The organism is Serratia sp. JSRIV004 (genome assembly GCF_019968705.1).
GTDB classification, from domain to species: Bacteria; Pseudomonadota; Gammaproteobacteria; order Enterobacterales; family Enterobacteriaceae; genus Chania; species Chania fonticola_B.
This window is the reverse complement of the sequence record NZ_CP074140.1, coordinates 5302858-5318386: the sequence shown is the minus strand read 5'-3', so window position 1 is coordinate 5318386 and position 15529 is coordinate 5302858. Positions and strand designations below refer to the sequence as shown.

18 protein-coding genes and 1 other RNA gene are annotated in these 15529 nt (G+C 55.3%); 4 read left to right on the top strand and 15 right to left on the bottom strand.

Going from position 1 to position 15529, the window contains the following annotated elements; genetic code table 11:
- Window positions 1–10: 10 nt before the first annotated feature.
- Genes diaA through KGP21_RS25215 form a run of 3 tightly spaced genes read right to left on the bottom strand, consistent with a single transcriptional unit; the run spans window position 11 to window position 3015 of the window.
- A complete protein-coding gene (gene diaA, locus KGP21_RS25225; RefSeq protein ID WP_021806942.1) occupies window positions 11–601 on the bottom strand; it encodes a DnaA initiator-associating protein DiaA in 591 nt (196 codons plus the stop codon).
- A 51-nt stretch (window positions 602–652) separates the two neighbouring features.
- Window positions 653–1006: a YraN family protein gene (locus KGP21_RS25220; RefSeq protein WP_172414006.1), complete on the bottom strand. Its 354-nt coding sequence runs from the start codon at window positions 1004–1006 to the stop codon at window positions 653–655.
- Window positions 1003–3015: a penicillin-binding protein activator gene (locus tag KGP21_RS25215; RefSeq protein ID WP_059198976.1), complete on the bottom strand. Its 2013-nt coding sequence runs from the start codon at window positions 3013–3015 to the stop codon at window positions 1003–1005. Before KGP21_RS25215 ends, KGP21_RS25220 begins: the two co-directional genes overlap by 4 nt.
- Before the next feature lie 62 nt (window positions 3016–3077).
- Here KGP21_RS25215 and rsmI point away from each other — a divergent pair, with 62 nt between their 5' ends.
- Both rsmI and rnpB read left to right on the top strand, forming a co-directional pair.
- On the top strand, window positions 3078–3941 hold the full coding sequence (gene rsmI / locus KGP21_RS25210; protein WP_021180663.1) for a 16S rRNA (cytidine(1402)-2'-O)-methyltransferase: 864 nt from the start codon (window positions 3078–3080) through the stop codon (window positions 3939–3941).
- A 41-nt stretch (window positions 3942–3982) separates the two neighbouring features.
- Window positions 3983–4361: RNase P RNA component class A (gene rnpB, locus KGP21_RS25205), an RNA gene on the top strand.
- 54 nt (window positions 4362–4415) lie between these two features.
- On the opposite strand, the gene KGP21_RS25200 is transcribed toward rnpB, so the two are convergent.
- On the bottom strand, window positions 4416–5117 hold the full coding sequence (locus tag KGP21_RS25200) for a pirin family protein (RefSeq protein WP_059198975.1): 702 nt from the start codon (window positions 5115–5117) through the stop codon (window positions 4416–4418).
- 107 nt (window positions 5118–5224) lie between these two features.
- Between KGP21_RS25200 and KGP21_RS25195 the strand changes: the two genes are divergently transcribed.
- Window positions 5225–6130 (top strand): LysR family transcriptional regulator, encoded by a 906-nt coding sequence (locus KGP21_RS25195; protein ID WP_021180661.1) that lies wholly within the window; start codon window positions 5225–5227, stop codon window positions 6128–6130.
- 75 nt (window positions 6131–6205) lie between these two features.
- Here KGP21_RS25195 and KGP21_RS25190 read toward each other — a convergent pair whose 3' ends face one another.
- The 11 genes from KGP21_RS25190 to KGP21_RS25140 all read right to left on the bottom strand — a co-directional run bounded on the left by KGP21_RS25190 (window position 6206) and on the right by KGP21_RS25140 (window position 13704).
- Window positions 6206–7192, bottom strand: coding sequence for a glutathione S-transferase family protein (locus tag KGP21_RS25190; RefSeq protein WP_218520250.1), 987 nt, complete (start codon window positions 7190–7192; stop codon window positions 6206–6208).
- A 76-nt stretch (window positions 7193–7268) separates the two neighbouring features.
- A complete protein-coding gene (locus tag KGP21_RS25185; RefSeq protein WP_024528174.1) occupies window positions 7269–7664 on the bottom strand; it encodes a DoxX family protein in 396 nt (131 codons plus the stop codon).
- 278 nt (window positions 7665–7942) lie between these two features.
- On the bottom strand, window positions 7943–8230 hold the full coding sequence (locus KGP21_RS25180; RefSeq protein ID WP_021180658.1) for a YqjK-like family protein: 288 nt from the start codon (window positions 8228–8230) through the stop codon (window positions 7943–7945).
- Entirely contained in the window at window positions 8208–8627 is a 420-nt protein-coding gene (locus KGP21_RS25175) for a phage holin family protein (RefSeq protein WP_021180657.1), read from the bottom strand. The genes KGP21_RS25180 and KGP21_RS25175 overlap by 23 nt, the downstream gene beginning before the upstream one ends.
- Before the next feature lie 2 nt (window positions 8628–8629).
- The gene (locus KGP21_RS25170; protein WP_021180656.1) at window positions 8630–8935 is read right to left on the bottom strand and encodes a YqjD family protein; all 306 of its coding nucleotides are present in this window, start codon (window positions 8933–8935) and stop codon (window positions 8630–8632) included.
- Window positions 8936–9099: 164 nt separating this feature from the next.
- Window positions 9100–9471, bottom strand: coding sequence for a DUF1090 domain-containing protein (locus tag KGP21_RS25165; RefSeq protein ID WP_021806937.1), 372 nt, complete (start codon window positions 9469–9471; stop codon window positions 9100–9102).
- A 227-nt stretch (window positions 9472–9698) separates the two neighbouring features.
- A complete protein-coding gene (gene mzrA / locus KGP21_RS25160; RefSeq protein ID WP_037376329.1) occupies window positions 9699–10070 on the bottom strand; it encodes an EnvZ/OmpR regulon moderator MzrA in 372 nt (123 codons plus the stop codon).
- Entirely contained in the window at window positions 10070–10744 is a 675-nt protein-coding gene (locus KGP21_RS25155) for a DedA family protein (RefSeq protein WP_021180653.1), read from the bottom strand. Before KGP21_RS25155 ends, mzrA begins: the two co-directional genes overlap by 1 nt.
- 130 nt (window positions 10745–10874) lie before the next feature.
- Window positions 10875–11324, bottom strand: a complete 450-nt coding sequence (locus KGP21_RS25150) for a hypothetical protein (protein WP_094983177.1) — start codon at window positions 11322–11324, stop codon at window positions 10875–10877.
- A gap of 187 nt (window positions 11325–11511) precedes the next feature.
- Window positions 11512–12288, bottom strand: a complete 777-nt coding sequence (gene exuR / locus KGP21_RS25145) for a transcriptional regulator ExuR (RefSeq protein WP_021806934.1) — start codon at window positions 12286–12288, stop codon at window positions 11512–11514.
- A gap of 117 nt (window positions 12289–12405) precedes the next feature.
- Complete coding sequence (locus tag KGP21_RS25140) at window positions 12406–13704, bottom strand: MFS transporter (protein WP_021180651.1); 1299 nt, start codon at window positions 13702–13704, stop codon at window positions 12406–12408.
- 399 nt (window positions 13705–14103) lie between these two features.
- On the opposite strand from KGP21_RS25140, the gene uxaC reads away from it, so the two are divergent.
- On the top strand, window positions 14104–15516 hold the full coding sequence (gene uxaC, locus KGP21_RS25135; protein ID WP_223536444.1) for a glucuronate isomerase: 1413 nt from the start codon (window positions 14104–14106) through the stop codon (window positions 15514–15516).
- Window positions 15517–15529 lie beyond the last annotated feature (13 nt).

Here is a 15529-nt window from a genome sequence, read left to right as displayed (position 1 = left end):
CTCAGTTCCTTTAATCGTCCTGGTGGGGGAACAATGTGTTATCAATCAGGTCGCATAGGCAATTGACGGTAAGCATATGCATCTCCTGAATGCGTGCACTGCGGTGAGAGGGGATACGTATCTCCACATCCTGCTGGCCGAGTAAACCCGCCAACTCTCCGCCATCGTAGCCGGTAAGCGCAACAATGGTCATATCACGCGTTACCGCAGCTTCGACCGCTTTTACAATATCACGGCTATTGCCGCGGGTGGAAATCGCCAGCAGTACGTCACCGGTGTGGCCGAGTGCCCGCACCTGTTTGGCATACATTTCATCATGCAGACGATCGTTGCCGATGGCGGTCAGCACCACGTTATCGGCGTTTAGCGCGATCGCGGGCAGGCTGGGGCGTTCGGTTTCAAAGCGGTTGATCATGCAGGCGGCAAAATGCTGAGCGTTAGCCGCCGAAGTGCCGTTGCCACAGCACAGGATCTTGTTGCCGTTCAATAACGATTGAACCAGGGTCATCGCGGCACGGGATATCGCGTCAGGTAAGGCTTCCGCCGCCGCAATCTGGGTTTGGATACTCTCGGTAAAACAGACTTTGATTCTATCCAGCACGTTGTTTTAATCCACTAGGTCAAAGGGCCGGCATACACCGGTCAACAGGGTTTAATCCGCATTGAAGGCATTGGGTATCCATTCTAACTGGCTACCGGTAATGGCTAAAACATCAAAACGGCAAGATGATGTGTCAAAACTGGCTCCTCGCCCTGCCAGCCAAACGGCGGCGGCATGCAGCAATCGCCGTTGCTTGCGGTAAGTCACGCTGGCCGCTGCGTCACCAAAGGCGGCGTTGCGTCGGTAGCGGACTTCGACGAATACCCAGGTTTGACCATCACGCATGATGAGATCGAGCTCACCCCCACGTACCACCACGTTGGCGGCGGTGAAGGTAAGCCCCGCGCGCTCCAGGTATTGGCGGGCCTGGAACTCATAGCCCGCCCCCTTGGCGCGTTGACTCAGGAGACCGGAACGACCGAGCCCTGGCGGTATTGCAGCCAAGTCAGTTTCCTGGTGATCACACAGTTAGGTGAAGATGTCAGCACACCGGTGGTGCCTGAAATCTGGAATCCTGGCAACTGGCGCATTTGAGCAAAGTGGTTGGCCAATGTCCAGGCATCCATCCCCATGGCGTAGAGGCGCACCAGGGAATAGTCGTTACGGAATTTGGCGGTGGCTTGCTGCTGCAACTGTGGATTGGCCCCTGCCAGCAGAGGAATATCACTGAATTGCAGGCCTTCCATTTCCAGACGGAAGTCCGGGCCAGCACCGGCCTGATAGCTGCGTGAACTGGCAAACATGGCAGGTTTGCTACGAGAGCTGGTGGTCATGTCGATCATCGGCTTGATCAGCGTCAGCTGGTCCTGCGTGGCGACAATATACACCGAGTCCACGCCACCGCCGGTAGAGGCCGGGATATCGCTTGGTGGCGCTGGAATAGTCAGACCAGCGATAGTCACCGACTGCTGCGCCGGAGCCTGTGAGGCCACCGGGGTGCCGCTCATGCGAATGCCGCCGCTGTTGACCATCTGGCGTAGCTCACCGGCAGAACCGATCCCTTGCTGCAGCACGGTCTGGCCGCCGAGTTTCTGCCACTCTTCGGTGAAGGCTTTGGCAATGCGATCGCCAAACGAGCCGCGTGGCAGCAGCAGTAACGGCTGGCGTTTTTGCTGTTCCCAGATATGGCGGGCGGCGTCACGGGCTTCATCTTCCGGTGACAGGGCGAAGTAACAGATATTCGGGCTGTCCTTCGGTTGCTCAGGCTGGTTGAGTGCCAACACGTTCAACGTCGTCGAGGTAGTGGCGAGTTGATCGACTTCGGCCTTCAATAGCGGGCCCACGACCAGGGTAGCGCCATCCTGCTGGGCTTGAGCCAACAACGCTGGCAGAGGCTGACTGGTGGTGTCGTAGACCTTCACCTGCCCGCCGGTTGCCGGGGCTGGAGTGACGGGTACCGGAGCAGGAGTAGCGGGTTGTACTGCGGCTACCTGAGTTGTATCCGCCGCAGGGGCTGAAGTGCTTACGGCACCGTTGGCATTGTCTGGCGTTGCTGCCGCGGTCTGGTCAGGGTTATTGGTCGGCTGCATTGCCTGAACGGGCGCAGTGAGTGCGATGCCACTTTGCGCAGCGTTAAAGCCCTGCTGGATCGCATCGGCAAACACCTTGGCCTGGCCGTTCAGCGGCAGCAGCAGGGCGATATGCGAAGTCGAAGCCTGGGTGAAATTCAGCACCTGATTCAACTGCGTTGGCAGGCTTTTCGCCGCCGGATTTTGCGGATAGCGGTTCTGCCAGTCTTTGATCCCGGCCTTCAGCAGATCGGGATCCTGACGGTTGTCCTGATAGACTCGTAACAGATCCAGCCAACCTTGCAGCACGTTTTCGTTGGCGTTAATCACCAGGCTGTTCATGTCGGCCGGCTTCAGGCCAAGCAGCGTTTGCCAGGTTTTATCCAGGTTATCCTGATGAGCCTGGCCGCTTAGTAACGGCTCCTGGGCAATATAGGCACGGATCAGCGGCAGTGAGGCTTGGCCCTGATTTGCCGCGATCTGCGCCTGATACAGGCGAACCAGTTGATTTGGTGACAGCGCGCTGCTGTCGATGTTATTCAGCGCATCGCGGGCTGCGCTCAAATTCTTGTTGGCCACCTGCAGTTCTGCGCTTAATAGTTGGCGCTCAAGCTGCTGTGTACTCGTCAGGTTTTGCGGCAGGGTGCTCAGTTGCTCGTTGGCCTGTGGCAGTTTGCCTTCGCGAGTTAATGCGCGAATCGCAAGTAATTGCCAGTCAGCCTTGTTATCATCGCTGCTTTGCTGCAACTGCTGCAGATAGTAATCAGAGTTGGCACTGGCTTCGTCCTGGATATTTGAGGGCGGAGTTTGTGGAACCTGACTTGGACAACCAGCTAACAGCAAGGCTGCCAGTACAACAGGTACTAATCGCCCTGCTTTGGTACGAAGGAATGTTGAGGAAAGCATACTGTATCCAGTGATGTTTTTTTCAAGATGCTCAATATTAAATCGGCAATCCGGATGAAACAATGAATCAACACCAACAATCAGCTATTTCTGCATCGACACTGTACGTGGTGCCCACCCCCATCGGTAATCTGGGGGATATGACTCATCGGGCCATAGAGGTACTGAAAAGCGTCGATCTGATTGCGGCGGAAGATACGCGCCATACCGGGTTGCTGCTGCAACACTTTGCTATTAGCGCGCGGTTGTTTGCGCTGCACGACCATAACGAACAGCAGAAGGCGGACCAACTGCTGGCAAAACTGCAGGAAGGCCAAAGCATAGCATTGGTGAGTGACGCAGGCACGCCACTGATTAACGATCCGGGTTATCACCTGGTGCGCCGTTGCCGTGAAGCGGGGATCCGCGTCGTGCCGCTGCCGGGCGCCTGTGCTGCCACCACCGCGTTGTGTGCCGCCGGTGTGGCTTCCGATCGTTTCTGCTACGAAGGCTTCCTGCCAGCCAAAACCAAAGGCCGTAAGGATACCCTGCTGGCGCTGGCAGAGGAACCGCGAACGCTGATTTTCTACGAATCAACCCACCGTTTGCTGGAAAGTTTGCAGGACATGGTCACCGTGTGGGGGCCACAGCGCTACGTGGTGCTGGCGCGTGAACTGACCAAAACCTGGGAATCGATTCACGGTGCCCCGGTGGGGGAACTGCTGGCCTGGGTGCTGGAAGATGAGATGCGCCGGCGGGGGGAGATGGTGCTGATTGTGGAAGGGCACAAGGCGCAGGAGGACGATTTGCCGCTCGAAGCGCTGCGTACCCTGGCTCTGCTGCAAAAAGAGCTGCCGTTGAAAAAGGCGGCGGCGTTAACCGCAGAGATCCACGGCGTGAAGAAAAATGCGCTGTATAAACATGCTCTAGAGCAGCAGGAACAGTAAAGCGGTTGACCTGCTGGCGCAGCAACGCTACTATCCGCGCCGGAGTTGACCAGACAGTCGCCGCTTCATTGCCGTCCTCTTCGGGGGAGACAGATGGAGGGGAGGAAAGTCCGGGCTCCATAGGGCAGGGTGCCAGGTAACGCCTGGGAGGCGCAAGCCTACGACTAGTGCAACAGAGAGCAAACCGCCGATGGCCCGCGCAAGCGGGATCAGGTAAGGGTGAAAGGGTGCGGTAAGAGCGCACCGCGCGGCTGGCAACAGTCCGTGGCACGGTAAACTCCACCCGGAGCAAGGCCAAATAGGGGTTCACATGGTACGGCCCGTACTGAACCCGGGTAGGCTGCTTGAGCCAGTGAGCGATTGCTGGCCTAGAGGAATGACTGTCCACGACAGAACCCGGCTTACCGGTCAGCTCCCTCTATACAGATAACCCCGCGTGACGAGAGTCGCGCGGGGTTTTTCTTTATCTGTACCCTACACCGGCAAATCAATCAGCAGCGCACGTAGCGGCGCTTCGGCCTGGATGGTGAGACGGTTTTCCTCGCGGATAAACGCACCGTCTCCACAGGTCAGGCGCTGGCTCTGGTGATGGTCGCCATTGACCTCAACGGTACCGTGGATCGATTGCAGATAGGCTCGTGGCCCATGCAGAGTAAGCGTCTGCTGTGCTCCCGCCGGTAAGTTCAAATGATGTATCCAGACCTGTTGGCGCAGTTGCAGGCTGCCTTGGGCACCATCTGGTGAGGCCAGTAGCGTATAGGGCTGATCTGGCAGGCTCAAACGCTGCACACGTTCGTTACTGCGCTCCGGACAGGCATCCAGCCACAGCTGCATCCGGGTCAGTGGCGTGCTGCTGCTGACGTTCTGTTCGCTATAGCTAAGCCCCGGTTGCGTAGCCAGCAATAACGCCTCTCCTGCACCCGCGCGTACGGTATTGCCGTCGCTGTCCCGGTATTCGGCTTCACCTTGCAGGATCAGATTCAGGATATCTACGTTGGGATAGGTGCGTGGCTGGAAGGCGGCACCCGGTGCTAATACCTCTTGGTTCAGTACCCGCAGCGACGCATAGCCCATCAGCTTGGGATCGAAGTAGTGGCCAAAGGAAAAGGTATAACGAGCCTGCAGCCAACCAAAGTCAGCTTGCCCGCATTGTTGTGCTGTTCTGCATGTGATCATGGCAATCGGCTCTCTAAATTCAATCTCTTGATGGTAAGCATCTGGACGGCGGATTGTTAGCCAGTTAATCTGGTCGGTATATTCAAATTTCCTGATAGAGAGTTTCGATGGCCAGAGATCGGGCGTTAACGCTTGAAGCGCTTAGGGTTATGGATGCGATCGACCGCCGTGGCAGCTTTGCCGCCGCCGCCGATGAACTGGGGCGAGTGCCTTCGGCGCTCAGCTACACCATGCAAAAATTGGAAGAAGAACTGGATGTGGTGCTGTTTGACCGATCTGGGCATCGCACCAAATTTACCAACGTTGGTCGCATGCTGCTTGAGCGTGGCCGCGTACTGCTCGAGGCGGCGGACAAGCTGACGACAGATGCAGAAGCATTGGCGCGGGGGTGGGAAACCCATCTCACCATCGTCAGCGAAGCGCTATCTCCTGCCTATAAGCTGTTCCCTTTGGTCGATAAGCTGGCGCTGAAAGCCAATACTCAGGTTTCGATTTTTACAGAAGTGTTGGCCGGGGCATGGGAGCGGCTGGAGCAAGGGCGGGCCGATATCGTTATTGCGCCGGATATGCACTTTCGCGCCTCTTCTGAAATCAACACCCGCAAGCTGTATAAGGTGATGAGCGTGTACGTTGCCGCACCGGAACATCCGATCCACCTGGAGCCGGAGCCGCTGTCGGAGCTGACGCGGGTGAAATACCGTGGCATTGCGGTGGCGGATACCGCGCGGGAGCGGCCAGTGTTGACGGTGCAATTGCTGGATAAACAGCAGCGCCTGACGGTGAGCACCATCGAAGATAAGCGCCGCGCTTTGCTGGCTGGGCTGGGGGTTGCCACCATGCCTTATCAGATGGTGGAGAAGGATATCGAGCAGGGGCGTTTACGCGTGGTGGGGCCGGAATATAGCCGTGAGGCAGACATTATCATGGCCTGGCGGCGCGACAGTATGGGCGAGGCTAAATCCTGGTTCCTACGCGAAATCCCGCGTCTGTTTGCACGCGAGGAGAATCAGTAACTTCTTCGCATTTTCGCCTTGTGTGAGTCAGGGGAACTGCGATTGCCGGCTCCCCTGACTCGCAGCAATCTGCAATCAACCAAAACGTACATCGCGCCCGTGGGGTTCATCCAGATCCTGCGCGGGGCCGATCGAAATGATCCCGTGGGGGTTGATGGTGGCATGGCTGCGATAATAGTGGTTGCGGATATGCGCCATATCCACCGTTTCGGCAATCCCCGGCATCTGGTAGATATCGCGCAGGAAGCCGTACAGGTTGAGATAGTCGCTGATGCGGCGCTGGTCGCATTTGAAATGAGTGACGTAGACCGGATCGAAACGGATCAGTGTAGTCCACAGGCGGAGATCGGCCTCGGTAAGTCGATCGCCGGTCAGATAACGGTGCTGGCCGAGGATCTGCTCCAACTGCTCCAAAGAGGCAAACACGCCGTTCACCGCTTCGTCATAGGCCTCCTGGCTGGTAGCAAAACCGGCCTTGTACACCCCGTTGTTCACCGAATCGTAAATCCAGCCGTTGAGCGAATCGATCTTTTCACGCAGCTCTGCCGGATAGTAATCTCCAGCTCGTGCGCCGACGGCGTCGAAAGCGCTGTTGAACATGCGGATGATATCGGCAGACTCATTGCTGACGATGGTCTGTTGCTGTTTATCCCACAGCACTGGCACGGTAACGCGGCCACTGTACTGCGGATCGGCCCGTAGATAGAGCTGATAAAGAAAATCGGAGTGATACAGCGCATCACCGGTTGCAGCAGGGAAATCCTGGCCGAAGGTCCAGCCGTTTTCCAACATCAATGGATGTACCACGGAAATCGGAATGATTTGCTCCACTCCCTTTAGCTTGCGCATCAGCAGAGTACGATGTGCCCAAGGGCAAGCCAGGGAAACGTACAGATGGTAGCGATCTTGCTCGGCTTTAAAACCTGCCTTGCCATGTTCTCCCGCCGCGCCGTCCGGCGTGACCCAATTGCGAAACTGAGAGGTTGAACGTTTGAAACGGCCCCCGGTGGATTTGGTGTCATACCAGGTGTCTTGCCAAACGCCATCAACGAGTTGTCCCATGAGATCCTCCAATGTGTCTGAGAGAAAAAGTCAAAAGGCCCGGCGTTGAGCCGAGCCTTTCGTCGATACTATAAGCTTACCACTTTTTGTTCAAAATGCGGTCAATGCTGAAGCCACCAGGGCCTGCAACCGCCAGCACGATGAAGCCACCGGCAATGGTCAGGTTTTTCATAAACATCAGCTGGTTCACGCCTTCGGCAAAGTTGGTGTGGAACAGCAGAGCGGTCAGAATGGTGAAACCGGCCGTGAACAGCGCCACGGTACGGGTCAGGAAGCCGAACAGGATTGCCAGGCCACCGCCGAACTCCAGCAGGATGGTCAGTGGCAACAAGAAGCCAGGTACGCCCATCGACTGCATGTATTGTTGGGTGCCAGCATAGGCATCACCCATTTTGCCGTAACCTGCAACGATAAACAGGATTGGCATCAGAATACGAGCAACCAGCAAACCTGCATCTTCTAATTTCTTCATCATTAACTCCAAAAAGTGTTGTTGCTTGCCAATCTTGGCATTGGTACCGCCAGGGGGCCTGTAGCCGCCATGTCCGGTTGATGGAGTGAATGTTAGACGGGAATGCTGCGGGTTGTTAGCAAGTAAAACTGTCGTATTTTTTCAAAAAATCTGAATATTAAAAAATCGATAAAAGTAGTTATAAATCATTTAATTAACGATTGTTAAGGCATGCTTGGATAAAATCCACGTAAATAAAAGGGATTACCAACGGGATAATTGAACCTGTTACGGCGCGGTTATTTTTTGGGAAGGGTGTTACGGATCAGACGAACGGTGCCCCAGACGCTGAGCGCCCGCCGTGACCAGCGGATCAATTTGCTAGGATGGCGTATGCCGTACAGCGCAATCACGCTGGAGCCAATAGCCATATATTTACGCAGCCCATATAAGGTCTGCCAGCTGCGATCAAAGGATTCGGTCTTTTGCAGCCACTGGCTTTTGTTGGCGGCCAGATCCAGACGTTGTTGCTGGATCTGCCGGATGAGTTGCTCTTTTCTGCGTTCACGGTACTGGCGGCGATTCATGTTTCTCCTCCAGTTCAGCACGGTCGAGTTCCAATTGCTGACGTGTTGCCCCTAACAGTGTCGAACGGCGAGCCTTGGACAGTGTCCAGACAAGCCCCACAACGGCCAGGAACAGCAGAACGGCGGTAGTGGTGCCCAACGCCATCAGGCGATAAGCGGGGTCGATGGCCCAGAAGATGAGGATTAACAGGCTCATCAGGCCGAATGCGGTAAACAGCAGGGTAAGCCCCGCCATCATCAGCAACTGAATGAGGTTGGCTTTCTCCTCTTCCAGCTCGATAACGGCCAGACGCACCCGGGTTTCCACCATGCCGACCATAATGGTGACAATCCGTTGGGCGATATCCAGGACCCCTTTACCGGGGCCCTGAGCGCGCGTTTGCGGCTGCTCTGCCATAATCAGCGGCGCGCGAGCAGAACGCCTAACACCACGCCAACCGCGGCGCCGATACCGATACCGGTCCACGGGTTTTCACGCACGTAATCATCGGCCTGGCCAGCCATCTGCTTGGTTTGGTGAGCCAGTTTGTCACCAGCATCGCTCAGACGGGCACGGGTTTCTTTCAGTGCGCCTTCTGCTTTGGAGCGCAGTTTGTCCAGTTCAGCTTTAGGTTTATCGGTGGAAGAGTTCAGCACTTCTTCCAGCGTATCGGCCAGGGACTTCAGTTCAGCGCGTAAATTTTCTGCATGTGAATCATGTGCCATTTCGATAACTCCTTAACATTAACTTCGACAGACTTTTAACATAGCGGATTTATTCACTTAAGCAAAGGGCTTATCCCCGGTGGATATCACTAACCAATGTCATTATAGGCTGGTAAAATCCCGCCAGATGGGGCTCTTAGCGATAAATCCGCTAATATAAAAAATTATTCGGCCTGCGCGGCTTTCAGCTCAGCCTGAGCTTCTGCCAGCTTTCTCTGTTTGTTGGCGATTTTATCTGCCTTGCCGGTTTCCTGAGCCTCTTTCAGCTCCTGCTCACGCTCGGCCACTTTCTCCTGCTTATCAGCAATCTTCTTCTGGCGATCGGCTTGTAAACCGGACTCGGTGCAGTGGGTTTGTACTTCGCTCAGGGCTTTTTGCAGGCCTGCCACGCGGTGGCTGTTGCCGTGTTTAGTGGCATAATCGATCTGGGTCTGGATCTCCTGGGCTTTGCTGGCACAAGTCTCGGCCGCTGCCTGTGAAAGCGCAGAAAAAGTGAACAGGGGAATAGCCAGTAACAAAGTGTGGCGTAATTTCATGATTTCAATTCCTTAATGCTGGGAGATAACAAGGATGCTCCCGGTTTCCTGCTGCCCAAGGGACAGTGCGATAGGTGGCCTACGCGGCTGACCCATGCAGACAAACAGCATAGTCATAAATTGCGTAGAACCCCAAAAGTTGAGACTGCCGGTATTTCTCATTCGGCTCAATGTGAAGGGGCGCTGTATGCTGCGCCCGCTAAGGCAATCCCTGCAATGTGAAGGGATTATCCCAGATCAAGTGGCGTACGTGCAAATTTACGCACCCAGCGGCCGGGGAAAGGAGACTCGTTCAGGGCAATGGTATAACCGGGGGGCAGGATGTTTTCCAGGGCTTCGCGGGCCAGCAACTGTTGCTCAGGGGAATCCAGACGGATCACAAGGCCATCGCCCTCAGGCGTAATGCTTTTGATGCGGATACCGCGTTCATCCAGGCGCTGATAGACGTAAAAACCATCTGGCAACGATAGACCCTGCTGAGCCGCATGAATACGCAGCTCGTTTTCCGTACGTAAAATGTATGGCGCCAGCACGGCGGCCAATGCCAGCAATAGCAATGAAAGCAGCAGTGCGTATTGCCAGCGGGGGCGTTTGGCTATCACGCGTCTTTCCCTGCACGGTCGGCGCGCTTTTTACGCCACAGTACTACCAGAGAACCGACTAGCCCGGCGACCAATAGCACCAGTGGCAGCATCATCAGGCCGAACATCAACTGGTCTTCATACTTGCGGAACATCGGGGTTTTCCCGAGGGCAAAACCGACCGATACCAGGATCAGAACCCACAGCAGGCCGCTCATCCAGTTAAAGAACTGGAAGCGTGCGTTGCTCAAACCAGACAACCCGGCAATGGTAGGCAACAGCGTACGGACGAAAGCCAGGAAACGGCCAACCAGCAGGGCCGACAGGCCATGACGGTGGAACAACTGGTGGGCACGCTGATGGTAATGGGCCGGTAGATGAGCTAGCCAACCCTGTACCGTAGGCGTATTGCCTAGCCATCGGCCTTGTATGTAGCTAACCCAGCACCCCAGGCTGGCTGCGGTGGTCAGGATAAGAATGGTTACCGGGAAATTCATGGTGCCTTTGGCGACCAGGACGCCGACCAGGATCAGCAGGCTATCACCCGGCAGGAAGGCGGCGGGCAGCAGGCCATTTTCCAGAAATAAAATCATAAACAGCAAGACGTACAGCGTCCAGACCAACGAGGGGTTGGCCAGCGTTTCAAAGTCTTGCTGCCATAAGGCATCCAATAGTTGCTTAATGATATCCATCCGGTGTTCCTAAAAACGTCATTGTTATTTTCGTTCAGCGGCTGGGGGCGGTAAGCTCGCGGAGGCCCTGGCTGCTGAAGATGATGAACGGTGTTGCTTTATTCTTTGGTTCTAATGGGGCGACACCGGATCATGAGTGATACGTTAGCGAGCCACGGTAAAGTATGTTGCTTTCTTTCCAACCCCCGAGCCTGCTTTGCTGCTGCGGGAAGTTCAGCGTCCAATTGACCTGCCGCAACCGGTTAGGGGCTGGGTTATCTGCCTGCGGTTGAGGCCACAGGCGGTAGCCCAGATCCGTTGCTAAAGTATAGGCCGGAACCGACTGGGACGGGGCCTGCAACGAGCTGGGGTAGGAATGCATCCGGGGCAAAGACAGCAGTAGTTTGCTGAGGGGCTTGCGGCGGAGTTCACTGTGCGGACGGTAATCCTGATCGTAGGGGGAAACCACATGCTCATCAAGTAATGCCTGAGCATTTAACGCGGAGGCTAAGGCTGTGGTTTGTGCTGCATAGAGCTTTGGGCCGGAGACCGAACCGGTCCAGCAGGAAAGAGCAATAAGCATGGCAAACAACCAGCGCATGTATTCGCGTTCCACCCCAAAGTCAGTCGATAAAAAAGTGGGCTAACTCTACCAAAATAGCACGATTGGCAACAGGGAAATCTACGCGGTCGCTGGGGAAATATCGCGCAGTGGGCGGCTGTACCGGGATCGATTCAGCCGTTTTTACAATACCTGACATTCGGTACGATTTCTTGACGCCAAAATCCTATTTGGTGGGGGTGGCCATGTTATCCAAATGGATCACCGGATTCTCGGCAAACAGGTAGCGATCGGCGTTGTATTCGAAATCGTCGGTGGTGGCATTGAACAGCATCTGCTTGGTATTTTCCAGATGTTGCCACATGGCCAGTTTGGCACCGTGAGGATCTTTACGTATCAGCGCTTTAAGGATCTCATCGTGATCGTCGCACCAGCTGGCAATGGAACGCTCATCGATGTGTTCGTGCAGTTTGATCCAGTAAGGGTTGCTGACACGCTGAGCCCACATTTTTTCCACTATGGTGGCCATGGCGGTATTCTGGGTCGCCAGCGCGACCTGCACATGGAATTTGAGATCCCACTGCGAATCGCGGAAGCGATCCTCTTTGCGCGCTTGCTCCTGGATCTCCATCAGTTGGACGATATCCTGCTTGGTCACCTGGGTGGCGGCGAACTCGGCGATGTTACTTTCGATCAACTGGCGGGCCTGTAGCAGTTCAAAAGGCCCAGACGTAGCGAATTCGAGGCTTTCGCCCGGTACCACCAGGTGCTTCTGCTGGTTGGAGATCACATGGATGCCCGAGCCTTTGCGCACTTCTACGTAACCTTCTACCTCCAGCATGATGATCGCCTCACGCACCACGGTGCGGCTAACGTTCATCTCTTCTGCGATATAACGCTCGGCTGGCAGTTTCTCACCGACAGGGTAGACCCCGCCCTCAATGCGCCGTTTTAGTTCGGCGGCCAATTGCTGATAAAGGCGTCTGGTTTCAGTGAATTCCATAGTGAATACTCGGTGGTAGAAGGGCGTGATGCCATAGGACCTGTTATACCACTTATCCGTTGTGGCTGCTAGCGAGTCAGATGCGAAAAGCCCGGCACAAAGGCCGGGCTGTGGGGGTTAACTGCTGGCATTTGCCGTTTGTAATCGCTCCTGTTCCAGCTCGGAAACCGGCTTGTTTTGCAGCACGGTCCAGATCACGATGGCGGCCAGAATATCGAACACCGACAGGGCGGCGAACAGCGGACTGAAGCCTATGGTGTCAGCCAATGCGCCGACCACCAGAGCGAACATGGTGCTCGCCGTCCATGCAGCCATACCTGTCAGCCCGTTGGCGGTAGCGACTTCGTTGCGGCCAAAGACGTCCGACGACAGGGTGATCAGCGCGCCGGACAGTGCCTGGTGGGCAAAGCCCCCGATGCACAGTAAGGCGATGGCGACATAAGGGCTGGTGAACAAGCCGATCATGCCTGGGCCAATCATTAGTACAGCGCCCAGGGTGACCACCAGTTTGCGTGAGACGATCAGGTTGACGCCGAAATGCTTTTGGAAGAATGGCGGCAGATAGCCACCCAGGATGCAGCCGAAATCGGCGAACAGCATCGGCATCCAGGCGAACATGGCAATTTCTTTCAGGTTAAAGCCGTAAGCCTTGAACATGAACAGCGGGATCCAGGCGTTGAAGGTCCCCCAGGCGGGCTCTGCCAGGAAACGCGGTAACGCAATACCCCAGAACTGGCGATTACGCAGGATCTGCCAGGCGGACATCTTCTTGGCATTGCTGGTCTGGTGGTGCGCTTCCTGACCATCCAGAATGTAGCTGCGTTCTTCGGAACTGAGTTTCTTCTGGTCTTTCGGGTGTTTATAGAAGATCAGCCAGCAGATGGCCCAGATCAGGCTCAGGACACCGGTAATGATAAACGCCATTTCCCAGCTATGTGCCACAATCGCCCAGACCACCAACGGGGGAGCTAGCATCGCGCCCACCGAGGAGCCGACGTTAAAGTAACCCACCGCGATGGAGCGCTCTTTGGCCGGGAACCATTCGCTACTGGCTTTCAGCCCGGCAGGGATCATCGCCGCTTCGGCCATACCGACCGCACCACGGGCCATCGCCAGACCGACCCAGCTGTTGGCCAGCGCGGTACCCATACAGAAGATGGCCCACAGGATGGCAAACATCGCATAGCCGATTTTAGTGCCTAGCACGTCGAGGATATAGCCTGCAACGGGCTGCATCAGGGTATAGCAGGCTGAATAGGCGGCAACAATATAGGAATACTGTTGGGTCGTGATCCCCAGTGAACCTTCCAGCGAGGGGGCGGCGACGGACATCGCATTGCGGGTCAGATAACCGAGCACGGTGCCGATAGTCACCAGGCCGATCATATACCAGCGTAAGCCTTTAATTTTACGCATCCCAAATCTCTCCCAGTCTTAATATTTCGGCCACCGGCAAGCCCGTGGCGGTCATGGTGGTGATTCCCTTTCATCTGGTTGCCGGTATTCCGCTTACCGACGCCGCCCTGCGCGTTGCCATTAATCTGTGGTTATAAACCAGTAGCAGGGTGGCGAGAAGATAACTTGTCATACAGATTTAAAAGTTGAGTGATATCACAAAAACCATTATTTTTTTAAGTGATAATGCTTGGCATCATATGGCATTGATTTAATAGGGGGTTGTTTGAATAGGCATTTGGAAGCCCTCATGATGGGTTAACCCAGGTGAAATTTAGCTAGACTCTACGATAAATTGGTGTGATAACTTTCAGAAAGTTGACAGCAAGGTTAGCCAGGATAAAAGGTGAGGAACCCACTATGGCCACGTTTTTGAGCGATGATTTCTTGTTAGACAGTGAATTTGCCCGCCGCCTATATCATGACTATGCAGCGGATCAGCCTATTTTCGACTATCACTGCCATTTGCCACCGCAACAGATTGCCGAAAACACTCGTTTTAAAAACATGTACGATATCTGGCTGAAGGGCGACCACTATAAGTGGCGCGCGATGCGTACCAACGGCGTGGCTGAACGCCTGTGTACCGGCGATGCTTCTGACCGGGAAAAATTTGATGCCTGGGCGGCAACGGTGCCACATACCATTGGCAACCCGCTGTATCACTGGACACACCTGGAACTGCGCCGTCCGTTTGGCATCACCGGTAAGCTACTCTCCCCGACTACCGCAGATGAAATCTGGCAGCGTGGTAATGAACTGCTTTCGCAGGAAGCTTTCAGCGCTCGCGGCATCATGAAACAGATGAAGGTGAAAATGGTGGGCACCACCGACGATCCGATCGACGATCTGCGCCACCATCAAGCCATCGCCGCCGACAGCAGCTTCGATATCAAAGTATTGCCAAGCTGGCGCCCAGACAAGGCCTTCAATATTGAAGCCGCCGGGTTTAATGACTATATGCGACAGCTGGAAGCCGCCGCAGACACGTCCATCAGCCGCTTCAGCGATTTGTGCGATGCGTTGAAAAAACGCCTGGATCACTTTGCCGCTCAGGGTTGCAAGGTTTCGGATCACGCGTTAGACGTGGTGATGTACGGCGAGGCCGATGAGGCAACGCTAGACAAGATCCTGGCCCAGCGCCTCAGCGGAGAGTTGCCAACGCCACAGCAGGTAGCCCAGTTCAAGACCGCCGTCCTGCTGTTCCTGGCTGCTGAATATCAGCGCCGCGAATGGGTGCAGCAATACCACATCGGCGCATTGCGTAATAACAATAGCCGGATGTTCACTACTATCGGCCCGGATATTGGCTTCGATTCCATTAACGATCAGCCGGTAGCCGAATCACTGTCGCGCCTGCTGGATGCTCAAGCCAAGCAGGGGGCGTTGCCGAAGACCATTCTTTACTGCCTGAACCCACGGGATAACGAAGTGATCGGCACCATGGTCGGCAACTTCCAGGGGGAAGGTACGCCGGGCAAGATCCAGTTTGGTTCAGGCTGGTGGTTTAACGATCAGAAAGACGGCATGCAGCGCCAGATGACGCAGTTGGCGCAGCTTGGGCTACTTAGCCGCTTTGTGGGCATGCTGACCGACAGCCGCAGCTTCCTTTCCTACACGCGTCACGAATACTTCCGCCGTATCCTGTGCCAGATGATTGGCCGCTGGGTGGAAGATGGCGAAGCACCGGCGGATATTGCGTTGCTGGGTGAGATGGTGAAAAACATCTGCTTCGATAATGCCAAACACTATTTTGCTATCGAATTAGCGTAGTTACAGCTCGAGG

Excerpts from the sequence above, each read along its gene's own strand:
- KGP21_RS25215 (WP_059198976.1), bottom strand. The coding sequence starts at position 3,015 with ATGCTTTCCTCAACATTCCTTCGTACCAAAGCAGGGCGATTAGTACCT.
- rsmI (WP_021180663.1), top strand. The coding sequence starts at position 3,078 with ATGAATCAACACCAACAATCAGCTATTTCTGCATCGACACTGTACGTG.
- KGP21_RS25200 (WP_059198975.1), bottom strand. The coding sequence starts at position 5,117 with ATGATCACATGCAGAACAGCACAACAATGCGGGCAAGCTGACTTTGGT.
- KGP21_RS25195 (WP_021180661.1), top strand. The coding sequence starts at position 5,225 with ATGGCCAGAGATCGGGCGTTAACGCTTGAAGCGCTTAGGGTTATGGAT.
- KGP21_RS25190 (WP_218520250.1), bottom strand. The coding sequence starts at position 7,192 with ATGGGACAACTCGTTGATGGCGTTTGGCAAGACACCTGGTATGACACC.
- KGP21_RS25185 (WP_024528174.1), bottom strand. The coding sequence starts at position 7,664 with ATGAAGAAATTAGAAGATGCAGGTTTGCTGGTTGCTCGTATTCTGATG.
- KGP21_RS25180 (WP_021180658.1), bottom strand. The coding sequence starts at position 8,230 with ATGAATCGCCGCCAGTACCGTGAACGCAGAAAAGAGCAACTCATCCGG.
- KGP21_RS25175 (WP_021180657.1), bottom strand. The coding sequence starts at position 8,627 with ATGGCAGAGCAGCCGCAAACGCGCGCTCAGGGCCCCGGTAAAGGGGTC.
- KGP21_RS25170 (WP_021180656.1), bottom strand. The coding sequence starts at position 8,935 with ATGGCACATGATTCACATGCAGAAAATTTACGCGCTGAACTGAAGTCC.
- KGP21_RS25165 (WP_021806937.1), bottom strand. The coding sequence starts at position 9,471 with ATGAAATTACGCCACACTTTGTTACTGGCTATTCCCCTGTTCACTTTT.
- KGP21_RS25155 (WP_021180653.1), bottom strand. The coding sequence starts at position 10,744 with ATGGATATCATTAAGCAACTATTGGATGCCTTATGGCAGCAAGACTTT.
- KGP21_RS25150 (WP_094983177.1), bottom strand. The coding sequence starts at position 11,324 with ATGCGCTGGTTGTTTGCCATGCTTATTGCTCTTTCCTGCTGGACCGGT.
- exuR (WP_021806934.1), bottom strand. The coding sequence starts at position 12,288 with ATGGAATTCACTGAAACCAGACGCCTTTATCAGCAATTGGCCGCCGAA.
- KGP21_RS25140 (WP_021180651.1), bottom strand. The coding sequence starts at position 13,704 with ATGCGTAAAATTAAAGGCTTACGCTGGTATATGATCGGCCTGGTGACT.
- uxaC (WP_223536444.1), top strand. The coding sequence starts at position 14,104 with ATGGCCACGTTTTTGAGCGATGATTTCTTGTTAGACAGTGAATTTGCC.